Consider the following 21,224-nt stretch of genomic DNA (forward strand, 5'->3'; position numbering starts at 1 on the left):
ACCGCGCCCGCGCGTAGTCGGCCACACGCCGGCCGCCGGATCATCCGCGCGCTCCGTCGAGCATCCCGAACTGGTACAGCAGCCACAGCAGGGGGTCCTCGACGCGGTACGGCCGGATGCCGCCCGTACCGACGGCCCCGTCGCGTGGCACGCCGCCGAGCGCGGACACGCCGAACAGGCCGTACTCGGCGTATTCGTGACCGAGGTAGCGGTCCAGTTCGCCGGCCTGCCAGTCGTGCAGCAGCGCCCGGACCTGCTCGTGCACGGCCTCCCGGTCGTCCAGGTCGAGCACGTCCGACCGGTCGCGCTGCCGCTCCAGCGCCCCTTCCAGCGGCAGCGCGTCGATCTTGGTGAGGGCCACGGCGGCGGGCACCGGCAGCCGCCTGCCGTGCGGGACGTCGCGTCCGGCGCGCAGCAGCTCGGTGACCCGGGCGATGACGTTGACGGGATCGCCGTCCGGGTCGCCCTCCCCGCTCTTCAGCTCGAGCGGGTCGACGAGGAAGATGATGGCGTCCGCCGCGGCGAGGTAGCGCAGATGCAGGTCGGTGACGTCACGGCTGCGCAGGTCCTCGCCCGCCGTGTCGAACAGCACGAGCGTCAGGGACATGTCGCGCTGCCGCAGGTGCCGGCGGCGGGTGCGGGTCAGGAGGTACACCAGCGGGTCGCGCGGCGCCGTCACCGCGCTGGCGGTCGCGGCCAGCAGCCGCCGCTCCCCGAACAGCGGCCGGTGGAAGTCGCGCTTGTAGCGCTCGATCGTCCGGTCGTCGCAGGCGACGAGCGAGGTGCCGAGCTCCGCGCCGATCCGGTGGGACAGCTCGTGCAGGAGCACCGCGATGTAGGTGCTCTTGCCGGAGTTCTTCGCGCCCACCAGCGCCACGATCTTGCCGGGCGTCTCGCAGTACGCCGCGGGCAGCGGGTTGTGGCACTCGGGGCACGCGCGCCGGGCCGTCGTCTGGCCGCATTCGGGACAGACGGCGCGCCGGGCCGGCGCCCGGCCGATCCGCAGGCGGGCCGGCTCCGGCGGCGCGAAGACCGGGGGCAGCGACGCGGTCGCCGTGGACCCGGTGTAGGCGGCCAGCCTCTCGTCGAGCCGGGGCGCGCAGCCCGGACCCCGTCCGGGACTGCCCGCGCAGCGGAACGCGATGCGTTCCCGGGCCACCTGCGCGAAGCAGTAGGGACAGGTGATGGACGCCATCAGCTCTCGCGCTCCACTCGGGTCGCCCGCTGCGGAACGCGGCATGGACCGGACGCCGCCGGGCTCGCGTGCTCCGGCCGGACCGCCGCCGGTATGAGAAAGGTGGGGGACGCCATCAGCTCTCGCGCTCCGGTCGGGTCGCGCTTCGCATCAGGCCTCCCCTTCCGGTGTCGCGTCGCGGGTCTCCCATCAGCCCACCTTCAGGTGGCGGACCGGGGGGTCGCGCAGGTCGATTGTGTCGTCTTCGGCGAAGCAGCGCAGCCAGAACGGCCGGGGCAGCCGCGGCAGCGTCACCTCCAGGCGCGCGGGCACGTCCAGGTCCTCCCAGGACATCACGGTCCGTCCGTCGGCGGACCGCTGCGGCATGGGGCCGGACCGGGTGACGAGGAGGAGCCGCCGCAGGCGTACGGGGGCCGCGGCGGTCAGCGTGACGATGAGGGGACCCCGCAGGCGGGGGCGGCGTATCTCGTAGGCGACGGTGGTCCGGCCCGGCACCGCGGTGGTCACGGGCGTGCCGGTGACGCGCCGTCCGTGGGCGGTCGCCGCGGCGGCGACCTCGATGGTGACCGTCTCGTCCGGTGGCGCCGGGAGGCGGACGCCGCCGTGGGCGTCGTAGCCGGCCCGGCCGACGGGCAGCCGCCGCGTCTCGCCGGCGCCGGTCCGCCAGACCACCTCGACCTCGGTGACGTCGGGCGGCCAGTCGAACCCCAGCATGATGACGTCGCCGCGGCGTTCGGCGATGAGCTCGCGCGGGGGCGTCAGGCTCACGTGCTCGCGGTGGGCGCCGACGGTGGCGACGTCGCCGGCGACCGAGACGGCCAGCAGCACGCCCGAGCCCGTCTGGACCGCCAGGCCTCCCGGGGCGGGTTCGGCGCGCAGGATCCGTCCCGCGCGGCGCACCTCGTCCAGCGGGAGCGTCGTGCCGGGCGGCCAGGGCGGCGGTCCGTCCATCGCGACCAGTTCGACCTCGCTGTCGGCCGGTGGGTCGAAGGTGACGACGAGGCGGCCGGACGCGTCGTGTTCGACGCCGAACTCATCGACCGGGTCCGGCCGGGCCGCGGGAGTGGCGGCCGCGTGCACGCCCGCGGTGACGGCCTCCCGGCCGTCGGCGCCGAGATACACGGCGGCGACGCGGTAGTGGTAGGTCGTCCCGTTGCGCGCCGTCTCGTCGCGGAAGCCGGTGCGCGCCGCCGGGACGGGCGTGCCGTCGCGGGTGACGAGGACGCGCACGGCCTCCGGTGGGCAGGACCAGCGTCCCGCTACGACGCCGTCCGCGGCGGTCACGGTGACGTCGGCGGGCTCCGGCCGTACGAGCACCGGCCCGGCGACGGAGGACGCCGACGCGGCCGACCCCCGGGCGGCGAAGACCGCGTAGTAGACCGGGGCGTTCAGCGGGGGCGCGGGGTCGCGGGCGTGCGTCGCCTCGGCGGACAGCCGTTCGCCGTCACCGGGGTGCCGGGGGATCCGGCCGAGGCAGCGGACGACCACGTGCCCGATCTGCCCGACGCGGGACGGCGAGGGCGACCAGGACAGCGCGACGGCGACGCCGTCGACGGCCGCCTCGAGCCGGCTCGGCGCCTGGGGCGGCAGCCCGGCCTGCAGCTCCGCCGCCCCCGGCAGGTCGCCGACCAGCCGCAGCGCGTCGGCGAGCCGCAGCCAGGCCCCGTCGGGATCGGACAGCAGGAGCGAGGCCGCCTCCTGGCGCAGCGCCGTCGCCGCCGCGACCCGCCGTCGTGCCTCGTCCGCGAGGACCTGCGCGTCGCCGGACTGCTCCCCGGCGACCGCGGCCAGCTCGGCGGCGGCCTGCACCTCACCGGCGTCGATGAGGTCCCGCAGCCGCGCGGCGAGTCCGCCCGCCGGGGCGCTCTCCTGCCGCACCGCGAACACCAGGCGGCGCGCGTCGTCGGGGTCCACGCCGAGGTCCTCGACCGCGAACCGCAGCAGCGCCCCCTCCGAGGCCCGCTGCTGGTGGCGTTCGCGCAGCCGGGCCACCACGTCGTAGCGGACCAGGTCCGCGAGCCGGTCGCCGACCTGCCGGACCGCGACCAGGATGGTGTCGGCGTTGGTGCGGTTGCCGTCGTGCGGCCGCCGGCTCCACTGGTCACCGACCCATCGCGCCGAAGGCCGCAGGTCGGGAACCTCCTGGAGGACGCGCCCGGCCTTCGGCTCGCCGGTCAGGAACTCGGGCAGGTGCCGCAGGCCGAGCGCGTCGAGCGCGTCACGGGCGCGGGCATAGCCGGCGTACGGCGGGCCGTCCGGCAGCGGGTCGGGCTCCCGGATCTCGATGCCGGTCTCGCGGGCGACGTCCGCGGCCTCGCCACCGATCTCCCGCAGGTCGGCGGGGGAGAGCATCCGCAGCTCCCCGGCGGCGTCGAGCAGCCGGTCGCGCAGCTCGGCCCGGCGGCGGCCGGCCCGGTCGCCCGCCGCGTCGATCTCGGCGCGCAACGGTGCCAGGTCGCCCACCGCGGCCCGCTCGAACAGCGGCGCGAGGCGGAGATGGTCGCCCTCCAGGCGGTCGACCAGCCGCCGGAACCGCAGCTGGCCGCGGGCCTTGCGCCAGCAGGTGCGCACCTGCTTGACCCGGTCGGCCACCTCGCGGGCGACGATCGGGTCCGGCAGGGCGTACCGCAGGCGCAGGTCGTCGGGCGGCCGGTCACCGGCCGCCCGCGCGGGCTCCAGCACCTCCCGGACATACCGGCGTTCGTCAAAGGCCACTCGTCGAAGACCGTCAGTCGACGCGGATGTGGGCCAGGTCGGTGCGCGACTGGTGCACCTCTTCCTCCGACATGCCGCCGACCCGTACGTCGAGCGTCAGCTCCTCGGCGGTCTCCTTCTCCACCGCCGTGACGTGCAGCAGCCCGGAGGTGTCGAGGGCGAACGTCACCTCGATGGGCCAGCCGGCTTGCCCGCCGGGATCTTCAGCTCACCGTCGGCGATGGGGGTGTTGTGGGCGACCTCCGTCGACTCGGCGCTGCCCGCCTGCTCGACCACGATGATCTTGACGACCGTCTGGTCCTCGTCCACGGTGCCGAACTCCCGCATCTTGCCGCGGGGGAGCGGATCGTTGGCGTGGACGAGGTGGACGACGTGCTCCTGCGCGGTGTCCGGGTCCAGCGCGATCACGCCGAACGCGCGGGAGGCCACCGTCGTGATCTGCCGGGCGGCCATCGCCTCCTGCTCTGCCTCCGACAGGCCGGCCCGGGACGCCAGGTCCAGGGCCTGGGCCGTCTCGCCCTTGGCGAGCAGCTGCCGATAGGTCTCCTCGAAGGCGTACAGCGCGGCGCCCTTGGCGACCGCCAGGTCGGGATCCTGCAGCCGGGGGCTCAGGGCCAGCTCGCCGGCCAGCCGTTGCTGCACGGCGGGCATCTTCGTGGAGCCGCCGACGAGGACGAGGTCGTCGTAGTCGGAGATGCCCTTCTCGGCCGCGGTGGCGAGGGTGCGGCCGGTGATCTCGATACTGCGGTCGAGCAGGTCCTTGGTGATCTCCTCGAACTTCTCGCGGGTGAGCTCGACCGTCGCCACCCGGCCCTCGTGCATGACGCGCACGACGTGCCGGGTGCGCAGCGACAGGGCCTTCTTGGCCTCCTCCGCGTCGTGCCGCAGCTGCTGCTCGGTGTGCTTGTCGTCGAGGGGGTCGCCGACGTCGGGATGCTCCTCGGCGAACCGTTCGGCGAGGTACTCCACGAGCCGCGCGTCCCAGTCGGCGCCGCCGAGCTCGTGGTCGCCGTCGGTGCAGACCACGGCGATGTCACCGCCGCGCAGGGTGATCACCGTGGTGTCGAAGGTGCCGCCGCCGAGGTCGTACACGAGGATCGTGCGGTCCTCGGCGTCGCCGCCCAGCACGCCGTACGTGATGGCGGCGGCGATCGGCTCGGAGATGATGTCGATGACGTTGAGCCCGGCGATGTGGCCCGCCTTGCGGGTGGCGTCGCGCTCGGCGGCCCCGAAGTAGGCCGGCACCGTGACGACGACATCGCGGACCTCCTCGCCCGTCGTCGCCGCCGCGTCGGCGGCCAGCTTGCGCAGGACGAAGGCGGAGATCTCCTCGGGGGAGTGGTCGCGGCCGTGCAGCTCGCGCGGCACCTCATGGCCCATGTCCCGCTTGATCAGGCTCACCACCAGATCGGGGAACAGCACCGCGGTGTCCTTCGCCGGGGCACCCACCACGACGTTGTCGGGGGTCTCGAAGTAGACGACCGACGGCGTGGTGTCGGTGCCCTCCATGTTGCGCAGCACGGCCGGGCGGCCGACGTCGTCGACGCGCGCGATGCACGAGTGGGTCGTGCCCAGGTCGATACCGTAGACAGCCATCTCATTCTCCTCCGACGGGGTCGGCCGCCACCCGGGCGACGATCACCTCGGCACGTCGTGCGATCCGGTCACCACGGACGAAGCCGGCCCGCTGCACCTTCGCGATGGTGCCGTCGAGCTCGGTGTCGTCCACGTCCTCGGTCCCCGCCGGGCGGTGCCGTGCCGGGTCGAACGCCTCCCCGGCCTCGACGGGCATGCGCTCCACCCCGGTGCGGGCGAGCACCTCGGCGAGCTCGTCGGCGATCGCCGCCAGCAGCCGGGGCGTGTGCGCGGAGTCCACCGTCTCGCGCTCGGCCTCCCGCCGGACCAGGTCGTACAGGCGGTACAGCGCCGTGCGCACCGGCTCGAGCGCCGCCTGCAGCTCGCCGTGCCGGAGCCGCTGGTTGTCCTCGTGCAGCCGGTCGATGACGCGCTCGCGATGTGCCGCCCGCTCATGCTCCCGCCCGACCGTCTCGGTCAGCCCGGCCAGCAGGGCGCGGACGTCCTCGAGGGACGTCGGAGCCTGCGGGCAGGACTCACCGGCCGACCGGGAGCCGGGCTCGTCGGCGGTCGGCGCGGATCCGGTCCCGTCGGTGGGGGGATCGGGGTCAACGGGCATGGTCGGGAACCATAACTCTGAGTGAGCAAGGACGCCAGCCCATTGTCTCCATCCCCGGAAGCGGGCACCACCCTTCCGGGGAGTTCGTTGTTTCCGCCCGTCACTTTTCCTCTATCTCGGACCTGGCATTTCCGGGCCGACCTTGCTTTCGTCACGGAGAGTGATATTTACGCCAATGGACGATATATCGCGTGAAAGCGCACTGGAGGCGCCTCAGGGGCTCGGTACTCGGTGCCCGGCGGAATGACGAGCGTGCCCGCTCTCAGCCTGGTTTGACTTCCCATGGCCCCCGAAATACGACAGGAGATAAGGAAGAAGGACGAGACAGAGAGGCCGGTCAGATGCGCCAGCTCAGTGCTCTTGACGCGCAGTTCCTCAACGTCGAGTCGCGGGGGACGGTCGCGCACATCGCGGGCCTGGCGATCCTCGATCCCACCGGAACGCCGGGCGGCCGCCTCACCCTGGACGACCTCATGGAGCTGATGCGCCGGCGCATCCCCATGATCCGGCAGTTCCGCTGGCGGCTGGCCGAGGTGCCCCTCGGGCTCGACCACCCGTACTGGATCGAGGACCCGGACTTCGACCTGGAGTACCACGTCCGCGAGATCGCCCTGCCGCGGCCGGGCGACGACCGGCAGCTCGCCGACCAGGTGGCGCGGCTGCACCAGCGGCCGCTGGACCGCGCCCGCCCGCTGTGGGAGATGTACCTCGTCCAGGGCCTCGACGGTGGACGCATCGCGCTCTACGCGAAGATCCACCACGCCCTCATCGACGGCGTCGCCGCCGCGCAGATCGTCGCGGCCCTGCTGGACCTGGAGCCCGAACCCCGCGAAACGGGGGTCGTCGACGACTGGCGCCCGGAGCGGCCGCCGAGCGCTTGGAGCCTGCTGGCCGGAGCGGCCGCCCGCGCCGCCGTGCATCCCCTGCGCACGACCGGCGGGCTGCTGCGGGCGGTCCCGTACCTCGACACCTTCCCGGTGGTCGGGCGCGTGCCCGGCATCGGCGCCGTGAGCGGCGCGCTGCGCACGGCCGCCCGTACGGGACAGGTCCCTCCTCAGGCGGACCTGAGCGCGCCGCGGACGCCGTTCAACGGGCCGATCACGCGGCACCGGCGGGTCGCGTTCGGCTCCCTGCCGTTGAACGAGGTGAAGAAGGTCCGCCACGCTCTCGGCGTCAGCGTCAACGACGTCGTCATGGCGCTGTGCACGACCGCCCTGCGGCGGTGGCTGACCGACCATGACGCCCTGCCCGACCGGCCGCTCGTCGCCGCCGTCCCCGTCTCCACCCGGGCCCTCGACGACGACACCCACGGCAACCAGGTGTCGGCGATGTTCACGCCGCTGCCCACGCACCTCGCCGATCCCCGGGCACGGGTCGAGGCGATGCGCGACACGATGACGACGGCCAAGCGGCGCCTCGTCGCCACGCCGGAGCGCTGGCTGCAGGAGCTGACCGCCGTGGTGCCCCCGGCGTTCGGCGGCCTGACGGCTTGGGCGCTGCTCCGGCTCGCGCCGTCCGCCATGCCGCCGATCAACCTGGTGATCTCAAACGTCGCCGGGCCGCAGTTCCCGCTGTACCTGTGCCGGGCCGAGGTCCTCGCCTACCACCCGCTGTCGGTGGTCAGCGACCTGAGCGGCGGCCTGAACATCACCGCCTTCTCCTACAACGGCAACCTCGACATCGGCCTCACCGCGTGCCGTGAGATGGTCCCCGACGTGTGGAACCTGATCGGCTACTTCGCCGACGCGCTCGAGGAGCTGAAGGGCCTGTAGTCCCGGTAGCGCCCGCCGCCCGCCGCCCGCCGCCCGCCGACGAACGGCCACCGCGGGCGGCGCGTGCCCGCGAAGGCGATCGACGTCCGCGGCCCCTGTCGGATCGCCGTGCCGTCCGCGGCCCCTACCGGATCGCCGCGCCGGCCTGGCGCTGCCGCTCGGCCATCACGGCCAGCACGTGCTCGACGAGGGCGATCAGCACCTGCTTGCCGGACTCGCGCCGGCGCACGTCACAGAGGATCACCGGGACGCGCGGGTCCAGGTCGAGAGCCGCGCGGATCTCCTCGCTGTCGTACCGGAGCGCGCCGTCGAAGCAGTTGACCCCCACGATGAAGGGGAGCCGCCGCCGTTCGAAGTAGTCGATGGAGGGGAAGGAGTCGGCGAGCCGCCGGGTGTCGGCCAGCACGACCGCGCCCAGCGCGCCGAGCGCGAGCTCGTCCCACATGAACCAGAAACGGTCCTGGCCGGGCGTGCCGAACAGGTACAGGACGAGCCCGTCGCGGATGGTGATGCGACCGAAGTCCATCGCCACCGTCGTCGTGGTCTTGCGCTCAACACCGGAGGTGTCGTCGACGCCGACGCTGCGGTCCGTCAGCTGTTCCTCGGTCCGCAGCGGCTTGATCTCACTGACTGCACCCACCAGGGTCGTCTTGCCGACCCCGAATCCGCCCGCGACGAGGATCTTCACGGCGAGCGGCATGGCGGCAGCGCCCCGCGAGGGGTCAGAGCGCCTGGAGTCCATTGAGCACTTCCTTCAAAACCCGTTCATTGGGAAGACGGTTCTCTGTTTCAGGCCGGCGTACGGCGATCAGCCCAAGGTCCAGCAGGTCCCCCAGAAGGACCCGGACGACTCCCAGGGGGAGCTTGAGCTTCGCCGAGATCTCCGCCACCGAGAGCGGTCGCACGCAGAGGTCGAGAATGGCCACGTGCTCCGGCCCGGCGCTCGGCGGAGCGAACGTCGACGTCGCCGCCGTCGCGATGATCGCGATCAGGTCGAAGCCCTCCCGGGAGGACCTCGTGCGACCGCGCGTCAGTGCGTACGGCCGGACCACGGGCCCGGCCTCGTCGTCGAGCCATTCGCTCATTCAGCCGTCCCGCCTCGTGGACCATCGTCGGGAGGGTGACACCGCCAGGTGCCGGTCGCGTAGTCCTCGCACGGTCACGCGGCCTCACGATTCCACGGCCGAGCGGGGGAGAGTCGACATGTGCTGACCGACGCGCTTGACCAGCATCGCCATCTCGTAGGCGATCATGCCGACGTCCGCGTCCGCGCCCGCGAGCACCGCGAGACAGGCGCCGGACCCGGCCGCCGTGACGAACAGGAACGCGTGGTCCATCTCGACGATCGTCTGGCGGACTCCTCCGCCGCCGAACTGGCGCCCGGCGCTGCGGGCGAGGCTCTGGAAGCTCGCGGCGACCGCCGACAGGTGCTCGGCGTCCTCCCGCGTGAGGCCGGCGGACGAGCCGACCAGCAGGCCGTCACTGGACAACACCACCGCCTGACGCACCTGGGCGACGCGAGTGACGAGGCTGTCCAGCAGCCAGTTGAGTTCCCCCGCAGAACCCGCTGACATCAGATGTCCTCCTCTTCGTGATGGGTGGCGGTCTGCTCGGCGTCCGAGCGGCCGCGCAGCCATCCCTTCTGGATGGAGCTCAGCATGGTGCGGAGCTCCTCGGGCGAACGCTCATTACTCGGGGCATTGTCCAGCGGTTCGACGTCTTCGCGAAGCTGGGGGGCCAGGTTAGCCTGCCGGACCCGCTGCGGCAGCGACGGTTTTGTGCCGGGAGCTGCGGGTTCGGCGGCCGGCTCGGGCGCGGCGGCGGTCTCGGGCCGCGCGGGTTCCGCGGGCTCCTCGGCCGGCTCGAACAGCGAACGGCTCGGCGGCGGCGGAGCCGCGGTGCCCCCGGGCGTCCCGGAGTGGCGGCTCGGCAGCGGCGGGCGGTCGTCGGTCGTGCCGCCGAAGCGGGTCGGCAGGGGCGGGCGGTCGTCGCCCGCGCCGTCGGTGGGAGGCGGCGACCACTGTGTTCCGTAGTCGCTCATTCCCTTGTAGTCGTCCGCCCCGGACTCGTAGGAGTCCGTCTCCCCGCGCGGCTCGTAGGAGGAGCCCGGCGCCGCGTCGTGGCCGCCGAGACCCGCCGCGTACGGGGACGGCCCGGTGCCGTAGGCGTCGACGGGGAAGGATCCGGTGTCGGGACCCGACACGTCGCCGCCCTGGCCCGCGGAGGTCGGCCGTCCGTCGGAGCCGCGGGAGCCGTTGGGGCCGTACGGCTTCGCGTCGTAGGGACCCGCCGGGTAGGTCGACTGCCCGCCGGTGTCGCCGCGGCGCTGCGGCAGCGGCGGCCGGTCGCCCTGCACCGCCTGCATCGGCCCGGTGATCGGGCCCGTGATCGGGCCGGAGTCGGACGGGCCGCCCGGGCGGTTCGGCGCGCCGATGGCGCCGATCGGGACGAGCGCGTCCTCCCCGCGCCGGGTCGCCGCGATCGGGCCCGACCCCAGCTCGGGCCGCTCGTCCCCGCGGGCGACGATCGCGTCGGGCAGCAGCACGATCGCGGTCGTCCCTCCGTACGGGGAGGTGCGGAGCGTGACCTGCACCCGGTGCCGCTGGGCCAGCCGGCCGACGACGAACAGGCCGAGCTGAGCGCTGTTGGAAAGGTCGAACTCCGGCGGGTTCGCCAGCCGCTCGTTCGCGCGGTCGATGCTGGCCTGGTCCATGCTCAGCCCGCGGTCCTCCACCTCGAAGGCGAAGCCGTGCGCCACGACCTGGCCGCTCACCTGGACCGTGGTGTCCGGCGGGGAGAACAGCGTGGCGTTCTCGATGAGCTCGGCCAGCAGGTGGATGAGGTCCGCGACGGCGGGGCCGGCGATCGCCACGCGCGGCATGGTGGCGACGGTGACGCGGGCGTAGTCCTCCACCTCGGCGGCGGCGGCGCGGGCGACGTCGACGGCCGGGACCGGGTTGCGCCAGCCACGGCCGGGCGCCTGCCCGGACAGAATGATCAGGCCTTCCGCGTGACGCCGCATGCGGGTCGCCAGGTGGTCGAGGCGGAACAGGTCGTCCAGCTCGTCGGGCTCGGTGACCCGTCGCTCCATCGAGTCCAGCAGGCTGAGCTGGCGGTGCAGCAGCGCTTGGTTGCGGCGCGCGAGGTTGAGGAAGACCTCGCTGATGCTGCGCCGCAGGCCGGCTTCCTCGACCGCGCCCTGGATCGCGGTCCGGCGGGCGGCGTTGAACGCCTGGCCGACCTGGTCGATCTCCTGGGTGCCGAACTGCAGCGGCGGTGCCTCGGCGGCGACGTCCACGTCTTCACCGCGCCGCAGCCGGCGGATGACGCTCGGCAGCCGCTCGTTGGCCAGATCGAGGGCGGCGCGCCGCAGCCCGGTCAGTTCACGGATGACCGAGCGGCCGACCCACAGGGACAGGACGAGCGAGGCGATGACCGCGACCAGACCGAGGGCGCCGGCCAGCGCCACCCGCAGGATGATCCCGTCGGAGATCGGCTTGGCGCGCTTGGCGGCGGCCGCCGTCGACGAGAGCTCCAGACCGCGCATCCGGGTGATGATGGAGGAGACGGTGGTCTTCCACGTCACGTCCATGCCGGCCAGCGGGTTCGGGGCCGCCTTGGCGGGCATCCCGGGCATCGCGGGCGTGCTCGCCTTGGGCTGGTGCGGCATGTTGTCGGTGAACTTGTTCTCCAGCTGCTGCAGCCGGGAGTACTCGGGCGTCGCGACGATCCGCTGGTAGTAGGCGCGGTCGCTGGGACGCAGGTTGGGGAGGATCTCCTCGTAGAGACTCCGCTGCGTGCCGACGAGCTTGGTGAACTCCACGTGCTCGGGGAACGTCAGGCGCCCGGCGGCGACCGCGCCGGACAGCAGGGCGTCCTCCTGCGACAGCACCTCCCGCGCGCGGCCCAGGGCCACCTGGTTCTCGTTGTCCTTGGTGATGTCCAGGTTGCTCAGCGTCGACAGCGAGGACTGGAGGGCGTTGATGTCCGCGATGCTGTCACTGAAGTCGGCGAACACCTGGTTGCGCTTCATGGAGCCGCTGTCGATCGCCCGCCTCTTGGCCTGCAGGGCGTCCAAGTGCTGGAGCACCTCGCGGGTCCACTGCTTGGCCTGGGTGCTGGCGACCTTCTGCGCGCCGGGGTCGGAGGCCTGCCGCCGGAACAGCTCGGCCTGCCGGTCGGTGACCAGCCGGCCGGACTCCATCGACGCGCGGTCGCCGTCGGCCTTGCTGCCGAGGAAGACCATCGACAGGCGGCGCTCCTGCTGCAGGGCGCTGCCCAGGGCCCCGGATGGATAGCCCAGGTGGTCCTGGATCGTGTTGACGTGCCGCAGGTTCAGGCCATCGCCCAGAGTGATGCTGGCAGCGAACGCCCACAGGGTGCTCAGTGACACCAAGGGGACGATGAGCAGCAAGCTGATCTTGAAGCGGACTGACCGGAAGATGCGGCCGACCCTGGACCGGGACGGCCGCCGGCTGACATCTGATCCCACTCGTCGGTCCTTTGGTTGCACCGCGACAGGCTCGACTTTCAGTGAGGCGGGGGAAACACCGTGTGAACGCGCGAGACTCTACTAGACAACCAGGCGGACACTGGCCGTGTCTGTAAATATCGGGCATCAAACACCCCGGACCTTCAGGGCGAACCATGCCCGACATGGGGCGAATAGTCGCAGGTAGAAGCCGGGTTTTCCGGGCATTGACCTCTGGTCCGCCCGAGAACCGAATTTCGGACGATCGGTGACAAGGGCTCCGCATCCTCCCCGAGCACCCATAGAATCCGCGATCGTGATCCATGACGACCAGCCCCCGGAGACGCTCCCCGTACGTGGACGCTCGCAGCTACCCGGCGGCCGGCACCGCCGGCCGGGCAGCGGCGAACTTCCCCCCGACGCACCGGTCCTGCTCCTGGCGGTTCCCGGCGCGGTCCCGGATGCCGGCAACGAGATCGCGGCGGTCATCCGCACGTCCCGGACCGACATCGACATCCGGGTCGCGCCCATCGCCGGCACCGCGCTCGAGGACGTCCTGAGGGGAGTGCCCGAAGGCCGCTCGGCCGTCGTGGTACCGCTGGTCACCGGCCCGCACCCGCAGACGTACCGCGACATCGACGCCGCGGTCGCGGCGGCCGGCGTCCGGGTAACCGTCACCGACCCGCTCGGTCCCCACCCGCTGCTGGCCGAGGCGCTGCACGTGCGCCTCGCGGACAGCGGCCTGGCGCGGGCCGACCGCATCCGACAGTTCAGCATCGGCGCGTCCGTCGACGGCGTCATCGTCGCCACGGTCGGCGGCGACGAGGCCGCCGTGGAGGCCGATATGACCGCGGTGCTCCTGGCGGCGCGGCTCGCCGTGCCGGTGGTCGCCGCGTCGATCGACGGCCGTCCGACGGTGGCCGAGGCGGTCGGACGACTGCGCGACTCGGGCGGGCAGCGCATCGCCATCGCCCCGTACGTCATCGGGCCCGAGATCGACTTCGAGCGTCTCGCCAAGCTCGCCACCGACGCCGGCCTGGGCTGCGCCGACCCCCTCGGCGCGCACACGTCCGTCGTACGGCTGGTGAACCTGCGGTACGAGGTCGCCCTCGACGAGGCGATGACGTGAGCGCCCGCCCCGTACGCCTGATCGCCCCGTGCGGCACGGCCGCACTCGACGAGGAGCTGACATGAGCTTCATGCCCCGCAAGCGTCTCCTCGGACTCGCCTGCGCCGCGGCACTCGTTCTCACGGCCGCGGGATGCAGCGGCGACTCCAGCGGAGGGCAGGCCGCCCAGCAGGTGCCGCGGCTGAGCGCCCAGCAGGAGATCGGCGCCACCGAAGGCAGGCTGAACCTGGTCATCTGGGCCGGGTACGCCGAGAACGGTTCCAACGACAAGACCGTCGACTGGGTGCGCCCCTTCGAGAAGAAGACCGGGTGCCGGGTCAACGCGAAGGTCGCCGACACCTCCGACTCGATGGTCGCGTTGATGAAGACCGGGCAGTACGACGGCGTCTCGGCCTCCGGTGACGCGTCGCTGCGGCTCGTGTACGGCGGCCTGGTCGCGCCCGTCAACACGAACCTTCTGACGTACTACCGCGACATCCCGTCGTACCTGAAGAACCAGCCGTACAACTCGGTCAAGGGCCAGATGTACGGCACGCCGCACGGCTATGGCGCCAACTACCTCATGTACCGAACGGACAAGATCCCAGGCACGCCCGCGTCCTGGAGCATCGTGTGGGACAAGAACAGCGTGGCGGCCGACCACGTCGTCGCGTACGACTCGCCGATCTACATCGCCGACGCGGCGCTCTACCTCAGGGCCCACCGGCCCGACCTGAAGATCAAAGACGTGTACGAGCTGACGCAGACGCAGTTCGACGCCGCCGTCGACCTGCTGAAGCAGCAGCGCTCCAACGTCAACCAGTACTGGTCGAACTACCTCGACGAGGTCGAGGCGTTCAAGGCGGGTGACAACTACGCCGGGACGGCGTGGCAGGTGACCGCCAACACCGCCAAGACCGAGAAGGCGAAGATCGCGACGACCATTCCGCTGGAGGGCGCCACCGGGTGGTCGGACACCTGGATGGTCGCCGCCCGGGCCCAGCACCCGAACTGCATGTACAAGTGGATGAACTGGATCACATCCCCCAAGGTGCAGGCGGCGGTCGCGCAGTATTTCGGTGAGGCCCCGGCCAACCCCAAGGCCTGCAAATACGCCGCGAAGGGCTTCTGCGGGCAGTTCCGCGTGGGCGACGTCGACTTCTACAACCGCCTTGCGTTCTGGAAGACTCCCGTCGCAGACTGTGGTGATTCTCGCGGAGCGAATTGCGTCGACTACTCCAAGTGGACGCAGATCTGGGCGCAGATCAAGGGATAGATGAACAGATGAACACCGAAGAGCCCGGCGTCTCCGCCGCGGTCACCCTCCGCGCGGTACGCAAGACCTTCGGCGAGGTCACCGCCGTAGACGGCGTTGACCTGGACATTCGCGACGGTGAGTTCTTCGCGATGCTCGGGCCGTCCGGATCGGGCAAGACGACGGTGCTGCGGATGATCGCGGGCTTCGAGACGCCGAGCCGCGGTCAGGTCCTCCTCGGCGGGCGCGACGTCACGAAGCTCGCGCCCTTCGACCGCGACGTCAACACCGTCTTCCAGGACTACGCGCTGTTCCCCCACATGAACGTCCTGGCCAACGTCGAGTACGGCCTGAAGGTCAAGAAGGTCGGCAAGGTGGAGCGCCGCGAGCGCGCCCTGCAGGCGCTGGCCTCCGTCCGTCTCGAAGGCTTCGACAAGCGCAAGCCCGGCCAGTTGTCCGGCGGCCAGCGCCAGCGTGTGGCGCTGGCCCGCGCGCTGGTCAACCGCCCGAAGGTCCTGCTGCTCGATGAGCCGCTCGGCGCCCTGGATCTGAAGCTCCGCGAGGAGATGCAGGTCGAGCTCAAGGCCATCCAACGGGAGGTCGGCATCACCTTCCTGTTCGTCACGCACGACCAGGAGGAGGCGCTGACCATGGCCGACCGGATCGCGGTGTTCAACGCGGGCCGGATCGAGCAGGTCGGGACTCCCGCGGAGGTGTACGAGGAGCCGGCCTCGGCGTTCGTCGCGGGGTTCGTCGGCACGTCGAACCTCATCGAAGGTCAGGCGGCCCAGTCCATACTCGGCCGGCCGGGCGTCTACAGCGTCCGGCCGGAGAAGCTTCGCGTCGAAACGGACCTCGACGCGAAGCTGCCCGAAGGCGAGCACTCCGCGACCGGCACGGTTGCGGAGGTCGTCTACGCGGGGGCGGCCACCCGGTTCGTCGTGGATCTCGACGCTGGTGGCCGGCTGGTGGCACTGCAGCAGAACCTGCAGTCCTCCTCGATGGACGTGCTCAAGCTGCGCGAAGCCCGGGTCAGGCTCGCGTGGCGCCGTGAGCACGAGTTCGCCATCCCCGGTCCGACATGATGCCGGCCGGTCACCGCCCGATCGGCCGTCTCGCCGCGGCGCGTGCGCCGCGGTCTTCCCCCGAGAAACCCCATCTGATCGGAGTATGCATGCTGCGCCCCACGCGCCTCGCGCTCGTCGCGGTGGCCGCCGTTTCCCTCCTCGCCGCCGGCTGCGGCGGCAAGAGCGGCGGCTCGCACCACGGCGGGACCGATGCCGCAGGGTTCACGCCCCCCAAGATCAACGCGCTCTCGGCGCTCGGCAAGCCTGAGGGCCAGGTCAACCTGGTCTCCTGGGCCGGCTACGTCGAGGACGGCTCGAACAACAAGGCCCTCGACTGGGTCCACCCGTTCGAGCAGCAGACCGGCTGCAAGGTCAACAACAAGGTGGCCGGCACGTCGGACGAGATGGTCAGCCTGATGAAGACCGGCCAGTACGACGCGGTGTCCGCCTCGGGCGACGCCTCGCTGCGGCTCATCGCCGCCGGCACGGTCGCCCCGGTCAACACGGGCCTCGTGCCGAACTACGCCGACATCTTCCCGGACCTGAAGAACAAGCCGTGGAACTCCGTCAACGGCAAGATGTACGGCATCCCCCACGGCCGGGGCGCCAACATGCTGATGTACCGGACGGACAAGGTGAAGCCGGTTCCCGACTCCTGGAGCGTGGTCTTCGACCCGAACTCCCCGTACAAGGGCCACATCACCGCCTACGACTCGCCGATCTACATCGCCGACGCGGCGCTCTACCTGAGCACCACCCAGCCGGCACTCGGCATCAAGGACCCGTACGCGCTCGACCAGAAGCAGTTCGACGCCGCGGTGAACCTGCTCAAGGAGCAGAAGAAGATCGTCGGTGAGTACTGGTCGGACGCCACGAAGATCCAGCAGTCGTTCAAGAGCGGCGACACACTCCTCGGCACGAGCTGGCAGGTGATCGCCAACGGCCTGGCGGCCGAGAAGGCCCCGGTCGCGACGGTGCTGCCCAAGGAGGGCGCGACCGGCTGGTCCGACACGTGGATGGTGTCGGCCAAGGCGCAGCACTCGACCTGCGCCTACAAGTGGCTCGACTGGGTGGTCTCCCCGAAGGTGAACGCCCAGATCGCCGAGAGCTGGGGCGAGGCGCCGGCCAACAGCAAGGCGTGCGCGCTGACCAGCGACAAGAATTTCTGCAACACCTATCACGCCGCGGACGCGCCGTACTGGACGAAGGTTCACTACTGGAACACGCCGATCACGCAGTGCCTCGACGGCCGTAAGGACGTCAAGTGCGTGGACTACGCGAAGTGGACCCAGGCCTGGACACAGATCAAGGGCTGATGAGCACCATCACGACGCCCGGTGGGCCGGTTCGCCGGCTCGCCGGGCTGCTTCACCGCCGGCCGTACCTCCGGCTGCCGGCCTGCTGTCCGCGCCGCTGCTGTGGCTCGTGGTCGCCTACCTCGGCTCGTTGGCGGCGCTGTTCGCCGCCGCGTTCTGGACCACGGACGATTTCACCGGCGAGGTGGTCAAGCAGTTCAACCTGGGAAACTTCCAGGAGCTGTGGAGCCAGGGCGTCTACCGGACGATCACGCTGCGCAGCGTGGGCGTCGCCGCGGCGGTCACCGTCGTCGACGGCGTGGTCGCCTTCCCGATGGCCCTTTACATGGCCAAGATCGCCTCACCGCGCGCCCAGCGCTGGCTCGTCATCGCGGTGCTGACACCGCTGTGGGCGAGTTACCTCGTCAAGGCGTACGCCTGGCGGATCATGTTCTCCGGCTCCGGAGTGCTGAACTGGGTTCTCGACCCGTTCGGGATCCACGGCCCGGGGTACGGCCTGCCGGCGACGATCGTCACCTTGGCGTACCTCTGGCTGCCGTACATGATCCTGCCGATCTACGCGGGCCTGGAGCGGCTGCCGAACTCCCTGCTGGACGCCGCCGGCGACCTCGGAGCCGGGACCTTCCGGACGTTCCGTACGGTGATGTGGCCGGTGGCGTTCCCGGCGGTGATCGCCGGATCGATCTTCACCTTCTCGCTGTCGCTCGGCGACTACATCACGGTGAAGATCGTGGGCGGCAAGAGCCAGCTCATCGGCAACGTCGTCTACGACAACATCGGCGCGGCGAACAACCTGCCGTTCGCCGCCGCCGTCGCGACCGTCCCCGTGGTCATCATGGTGATCTACCTGATCGCCGTGCGCCGTACCGGGGCCCTCGACAACCTCTGACCCTCCGCAGCACCAGATTGGGGGAAGCGGTGTTCCGTTCCGGACCGGACTCCGGAGACGCGGCATCGCGAGCCGGATGACGCTTTCGCGGGGAGCCCGCATCGGCCTGCGCGTGGCGATGATCCTCGGGCTCGGTGTGATCTACGTGCCGCTGCTCGTCGTTCTCATCAACTCGTTCAACGCCGACAGGGCGTTCGCCTGGCCGCCCGACCACCTGACAGGCGAGTGGTGGTCGGCGGCGTGGGGCAACGGCGGCGTACGGTCGGCGCTGTGGACGTCGGTCAAGGCCGGCCTGGGCGCCACCGCGGTGGCGCTGGTGCTGGGCACCATGGCGGCGTTCTCCGTGCAGCGCTACCGGTTCTTCGGCCGTGACACGGTGTCGCTGCTGGTCATCCTGCCGATCGCGCTGCCCGGCATCGTCACCGGCATCGCGCTGAACAACGCGTTCCGGACGGTGCTGTCCCCGCTGGGCATCCAGCTCGGGCTGTTCACCGTCGTCATCGGGCACGCGACGTTCTGCGTCGTCACCGTCTACAACAACGTCCTGGCCCGGCTGCGCCGCCTCGGCACCCGCGTCGAGGAGGCGTCGGCCGACCTGGGCGCCGACACGTTCCAGACGTTCCGGTACGTCACGTTCCCGCTGCTGCGCTCGGCGCTGTTCGCCGGCGGGCTGCTCTCGTTCGCGCTGTCCTTCGACGAGATCATCGTGACGACGTTCACCTCCGGTGCGGGCGTGGAAACGCTGCCGATCTGGATCTTCAACAACCTTTTCCGGCCGACCCAGGCACCGATCGTCAACGTCGTGGCCGCCGCCCTCATCGTGCTGTCCGTCGTGCCGGTGTACCTCGCCCAGCGCATCTCCGGGGACACCCGCGGCGTGTAGAACCAGGAAGAACCGCCGCAGTGCGGCGCACCGTCCGCAGGCGGCACCCGGCAAGCAGAACACCAGGAAGGACCGACCGCAGTGAAGCGCACCGTCCGTAACTTCGTGAACGGCTCGCCGGCCGACGCGGCCGACGGCCGTACGGCGGACCTGATCAGCCCCGTCACCGGCGAGGCGTTCGGCACGGCCCCCGTCTCCGGACAGGCCGAGGTCGACGCGGCGTTCGACGCCGCGGCCCGCGCGTTCGAGACCTGGCGCGACACCACGCCCTCCGAACGGCAGCTCGCGCTGCTGCGCGTCGCCGACGCCATCGAGGCCCGCGCCGACGAACTCGTCGCGCTCGAGTCGGAGAACACCGGCAAGCCGATCGGCCTGACGGCGTCGGAGGAGATCCCGCCGATGGTCGACCAGATCCGGTTCTTCGCCGGCGCCGCGCGGATCCTGGAGGGCCGCTCGGCGGGGGAGTACATGGCCGGCCACACCTCCTGGATCCGGCGTGAGCCGATCGGCGTGTGCGCGCAGGTCACGCCGTGGAACTACCCGATGATGATGGCGGTCTGGAAGTTCGCGCCGGCCATTGCCGCGGGCAACACGGTGGTGCTCAAGCCGTCCGACACGACCCCGGTGACGACGGCGCTGATGGCCGAGATCGCCGCCGAGTTCCTGCCGCCGGGCGTGTTCAACGTCGTCTGCGGCGACCGCGACACCGGGCGCCTGCTCGTCGAGCACCCCGTTCCGCAGATGGTGTCGATCACCGGGTCGGTGCGGGCCGGCAGTGAGGTCGCCCACTCGGCCGCCGCCGACCTCAAGCGGGTCCACCTGGAGCTGGGCGGCAAGGCGCCGGTCATCGTGTTCGACGACGCGGACGTCGAGGCCGCGGCCCAGGCGATCGCCGAGGCCGGGTACTTCAACGCCGGCCAGGACTGCACGGCCGCGACCCGCGTGCTGGCGGCTCCCGGCGTCCACGACGACTTCGTCGCCGCCCTGACCGAGCAGGCCGCGCAGACCCGCACGGGCCTGCCCGACGACGAGGACGTCCTGTACGGCCCGCTCAACAACGCCGTCCAGCTCGACCGGGTCGCCGGCTTCATCGACCGCCTGCCCGGCCACGCGTCCGTGACCACCGGCGGGTCCCGCGCCCGCGAGCAGGGCTTCTTCTACGAGCCGACCGTCGTGTCCGGCCTGCGCCAGGACGACGAGGCCGTGCAGGGCGAGATCTTCGGCCCGGTCATCACCGTCCAGCGCTTCTCCGACGAGGACGAGGCCGTCCGCTGGGCCAACGGCGTCAAGTACGGCCTGGCCTCCTCCGTCTGGACGAAGGACCACGGCCGGGCGATGCGCGTGTCGCGGCGGCTCGACTTCGGCTGCGTCTGGATCAACACGCACATCCCGCTGGTCGCCGAGATGCCGCACGGCGGGTTCAAGCACTCCGGGTACGGCAAGGACCTGTCGATGTACGGCTTCGAGGACTACACCCGCGTCAAGCACGTGATGTCCAACATCGAGGCCTGAGCGCCAGGATCCACTACGGCCTGTTCCGCCGATCGGACCTTCGGGCGAGACCGGTGGGACAGGCCGTACCCATGCCGTGCTGTGCGGTGTGATCGTGATCTACATTGTAAAGGCGGGCGGCTTTTACTCCTTGAGCTCGTGCCGCAGCATGCTGTAGACGAACACGTCGCGCCAGGCGCCGCCGCGGAACGTGTACCCGCGCAGCACGCCCTCGCGGGTGAACCCGGCCTTCTGCAGCGCCCACTGCTCGGCGGCGTTCGTGGTCTCGGTGAGCGCCTCGATGCGGTTCACCGTCGTGTGCGCGAACAGGTACCGCACGAGCAGCCGCTGTGCCTCGGTGCCGTAGCCGAGGCCGCGCGCCTCCGGCCGCATGGCGACGCCGATGTTCCAGCAGTACGACCTGGGCGACGTGACCTGCTTGCGCCACGAGACGAACCCGAGCCGCTCATCGCCGCGCAGTGCGATGAGTACTCCGCGGTCGTCCTCCAGCAGGCCGTTCTCCTCCCAGCGTCTCCGGAAGTGCCACTGCTCGAACCAGCCGTGCCAGCCGTGCTCGCCGGTAGCCTCGGGGTCACCCGTGAGTCTCTCGATCACCGCCAGATCGTCCCGGCCCGCCGGCCTCAACCGCAGCTCGCCATCGCCCATGCCCGCAGAGCTTAGGCTCGCGACCGATCGGCAACAATGGTGCCGTTTTCACGGCGAAGACCCTTCCGCCTGAACAGCGCCGTTCCACTGCGCGAGGGAAATGGTGCTGTCCGCACGGCGAAGACACTTCCGTCCGGACAGCACCATTCCGTCCGCTGCTCTCGTCAGCGGCCGGGACTCGGCGGCGCGGGCTCGCGGCCGG

At 71.4% G+C, this 21,224-nt stretch carries 18 protein-coding genes; 8 read left to right on the forward strand and 10 right to left on the reverse strand.

All coding sequences use genetic code 11. The features are described from left to right. Window positions 1–40: 40 nt before the first annotated feature. The 5 genes from ACYVF7_RS19080 to ACYVF7_RS19100 all read right to left on the reverse strand — a co-directional run bounded on the left by ACYVF7_RS19080 (window position 41) and on the right by ACYVF7_RS19100 (window position 6,104). Window positions 41–1,195 carry a TRAFAC clade GTPase domain-containing protein gene (locus ACYVF7_RS19080; protein WP_460342009.1) on the reverse strand — a complete coding sequence of 385 codons (1,155 nt, stop codon included), beginning with the start codon at window positions 1,193–1,195 and terminating at the stop codon, window positions 41–43. Between the two features lie 189 nt (window positions 1,196–1,384). Then, window positions 1,385–3,910 (reverse strand): hypothetical protein, encoded by a 2,526-nt coding sequence (locus ACYVF7_RS19085; protein WP_460342012.1) that lies wholly within the window; start codon window positions 3,908–3,910, stop codon window positions 1,385–1,387. Between the two features lie 13 nt (window positions 3,911–3,923). After that, window positions 3,924–4,079: a hypothetical protein gene (locus tag ACYVF7_RS19090; RefSeq protein ID WP_460342015.1), complete on the reverse strand. Its 156-nt coding sequence runs from the start codon at window positions 4,077–4,079 to the stop codon at window positions 3,924–3,926. Continuing rightward, window positions 4,076–5,506: an Hsp70 family protein gene (locus tag ACYVF7_RS19095; RefSeq protein WP_460342018.1), complete on the reverse strand. Its 1,431-nt coding sequence runs from the start codon at window positions 5,504–5,506 to the stop codon at window positions 4,076–4,078. Before ACYVF7_RS19095 ends, ACYVF7_RS19090 begins: the two co-directional genes overlap by 4 nt. A gap of 1 nt (window position 5,507) precedes the next feature. Beyond that, window positions 5,508–6,104: a nucleotide exchange factor GrpE gene (locus ACYVF7_RS19100; protein WP_460342021.1), complete on the reverse strand. Its 597-nt coding sequence runs from the start codon at window positions 6,102–6,104 to the stop codon at window positions 5,508–5,510. A 341-nt stretch (window positions 6,105–6,445) separates the two neighbouring features. Between ACYVF7_RS19100 and ACYVF7_RS19105 the strand changes: the two genes are divergently transcribed. After that, entirely contained in the window at window positions 6,446–7,876 is a 1,431-nt protein-coding gene (locus ACYVF7_RS19105; protein WP_460342024.1) for a WS/DGAT/MGAT family O-acyltransferase, read from the forward strand. Between the two features lie 124 nt (window positions 7,877–8,000). On the opposite strand, the gene ACYVF7_RS19110 is transcribed toward ACYVF7_RS19105, so the two are convergent. The 4 genes from ACYVF7_RS19110 to ACYVF7_RS19125 all read right to left on the reverse strand — a co-directional run bounded on the left by ACYVF7_RS19110 (window position 8,001) and on the right by ACYVF7_RS19125 (window position 12,269). After that, window positions 8,001–8,618, reverse strand: coding sequence for a GTP-binding protein (locus ACYVF7_RS19110; protein ID WP_460342027.1), 618 nt, complete (start codon window positions 8,616–8,618; stop codon window positions 8,001–8,003). Next, window positions 8,599–8,961 (reverse strand): DUF742 domain-containing protein, encoded by a 363-nt coding sequence (locus tag ACYVF7_RS19115; protein ID WP_360876756.1) that lies wholly within the window; start codon window positions 8,959–8,961, stop codon window positions 8,599–8,601. Before ACYVF7_RS19115 ends, ACYVF7_RS19110 begins: the two co-directional genes overlap by 20 nt. An 84-nt stretch (window positions 8,962–9,045) precedes the next feature. After that, window positions 9,046–9,450 carry a roadblock/LC7 domain-containing protein gene (locus tag ACYVF7_RS19120; protein ID WP_345432238.1) on the reverse strand — a complete coding sequence of 135 codons (405 nt, stop codon included), beginning with the start codon at window positions 9,448–9,450 and terminating at the stop codon, window positions 9,046–9,048. Next, the gene (locus ACYVF7_RS19125; RefSeq protein WP_460342031.1) at window positions 9,450–12,269 is read right to left on the reverse strand and encodes a sensor histidine kinase; all 2,820 of its coding nucleotides are present in this window, start codon (window positions 12,267–12,269) and stop codon (window positions 9,450–9,452) included. The genes ACYVF7_RS19120 and ACYVF7_RS19125 overlap by 1 nt, the downstream gene beginning before the upstream one ends. A 394-nt stretch (window positions 12,270–12,663) precedes the next feature. On the opposite strand from ACYVF7_RS19125, the gene ACYVF7_RS19130 reads away from it, so the two are divergent. From ACYVF7_RS19130 to ACYVF7_RS19160, 7 genes are all read left to right on the forward strand, one after another. After that, window positions 12,664–13,476 carry a sirohydrochlorin chelatase gene (locus tag ACYVF7_RS19130; protein WP_460342034.1) on the forward strand — a complete coding sequence of 271 codons (813 nt, stop codon included), beginning with the start codon at window positions 12,664–12,666 and terminating at the stop codon, window positions 13,474–13,476. Between the two features lie 61 nt (window positions 13,477–13,537). Continuing rightward, on the forward strand, window positions 13,538–14,731 hold the full coding sequence (locus ACYVF7_RS19135; protein WP_460342037.1) for an extracellular solute-binding protein: 1,194 nt from the start codon (window positions 13,538–13,540) through the stop codon (window positions 14,729–14,731). A gap of 8 nt (window positions 14,732–14,739) precedes the next feature. Continuing rightward, a complete protein-coding gene (locus ACYVF7_RS19140) occupies window positions 14,740–15,795 on the forward strand; it encodes an ABC transporter ATP-binding protein (RefSeq protein WP_460342039.1) in 1,056 nt (351 codons plus the stop codon). Between the two features lie 89 nt (window positions 15,796–15,884). Next, the gene (locus tag ACYVF7_RS19145) at window positions 15,885–17,093 is read left to right on the forward strand and encodes an ABC transporter substrate-binding protein (protein WP_460342042.1); all 1,209 of its coding nucleotides are present in this window, start codon (window positions 15,885–15,887) and stop codon (window positions 17,091–17,093) included. A 109-nt stretch (window positions 17,094–17,202) separates the two neighbouring features. Next, window positions 17,203–17,982 (forward strand): ABC transporter permease, encoded by a 780-nt coding sequence (locus ACYVF7_RS19150; RefSeq protein ID WP_460342045.1) that lies wholly within the window; start codon window positions 17,203–17,205, stop codon window positions 17,980–17,982. Between the two features lie 76 nt (window positions 17,983–18,058). Beyond that, window positions 18,059–18,865 carry an ABC transporter permease gene (locus ACYVF7_RS19155; RefSeq protein ID WP_460342048.1) on the forward strand — a complete coding sequence of 269 codons (807 nt, stop codon included), beginning with the start codon at window positions 18,059–18,061 and terminating at the stop codon, window positions 18,863–18,865. An 81-nt stretch (window positions 18,866–18,946) separates the two neighbouring features. Beyond that, window positions 18,947–20,377 carry a gamma-aminobutyraldehyde dehydrogenase gene (locus tag ACYVF7_RS19160; RefSeq protein ID WP_460342051.1) on the forward strand — a complete coding sequence of 477 codons (1,431 nt, stop codon included), beginning with the start codon at window positions 18,947–18,949 and terminating at the stop codon, window positions 20,375–20,377. Window positions 20,378–20,500: 123 nt separating this feature from the next. Here ACYVF7_RS19160 and ACYVF7_RS19165 read toward each other — a convergent pair whose 3' ends face one another. Continuing rightward, window positions 20,501–21,022: a GNAT family N-acetyltransferase gene (locus ACYVF7_RS19165; protein ID WP_460342054.1), complete on the reverse strand. Its 522-nt coding sequence runs from the start codon at window positions 21,020–21,022 to the stop codon at window positions 20,501–20,503. Window positions 21,023–21,224: the final 202 nt, after the last annotated feature.

It is taken from the genome of Actinoallomurus acanthiterrae, from assembly GCF_054775715.1.

Coding starts and splice junctions, on each gene's coding strand:
- ACYVF7_RS19080 (WP_460342009.1), bottom strand. CDS start 1,195: ATGGCGTCCATCACCTGTCCCTACTGCTTCGCGCAGGTGGCCCGGGAA.
- ACYVF7_RS19095 (WP_460342018.1), bottom strand. CDS start 5,506: ATGGCTGTCTACGGTATCGACCTGGGCACGACCCACTCGTGCATCGCG.
- ACYVF7_RS19100 (WP_460342021.1), bottom strand. CDS start 6,104: ATGCCCGTTGACCCCGATCCCCCCACCGACGGGACCGGATCCGCGCCG.
- ACYVF7_RS19105 (WP_460342024.1), top strand. CDS start 6,446: ATGCGCCAGCTCAGTGCTCTTGACGCGCAGTTCCTCAACGTCGAGTCG.
- ACYVF7_RS19110 (WP_460342027.1), bottom strand. CDS start 8,618: ATGGACTCCAGGCGCTCTGACCCCTCGCGGGGCGCTGCCGCCATGCCG.
- ACYVF7_RS19115 (WP_360876756.1), bottom strand. CDS start 8,961: ATGAGCGAATGGCTCGACGACGAGGCCGGGCCCGTGGTCCGGCCGTAC.
- ACYVF7_RS19120 (WP_345432238.1), bottom strand. CDS start 9,450: ATGTCAGCGGGTTCTGCGGGGGAACTCAACTGGCTGCTGGACAGCCTC.
- ACYVF7_RS19135 (WP_460342037.1), top strand. CDS start 13,538: ATGAGCTTCATGCCCCGCAAGCGTCTCCTCGGACTCGCCTGCGCCGCG.
- ACYVF7_RS19140 (WP_460342039.1), top strand. CDS start 14,740: ATGAACACCGAAGAGCCCGGCGTCTCCGCCGCGGTCACCCTCCGCGCG.
- ACYVF7_RS19145 (WP_460342042.1), top strand. CDS start 15,885: ATGCTGCGCCCCACGCGCCTCGCGCTCGTCGCGGTGGCCGCCGTTTCC.
- ACYVF7_RS19155 (WP_460342048.1), top strand. CDS start 18,059: ATGACGCTTTCGCGGGGAGCCCGCATCGGCCTGCGCGTGGCGATGATC.
- ACYVF7_RS19165 (WP_460342054.1), bottom strand. CDS start 21,022: ATGGGCGATGGCGAGCTGCGGTTGAGGCCGGCGGGCCGGGACGATCTG.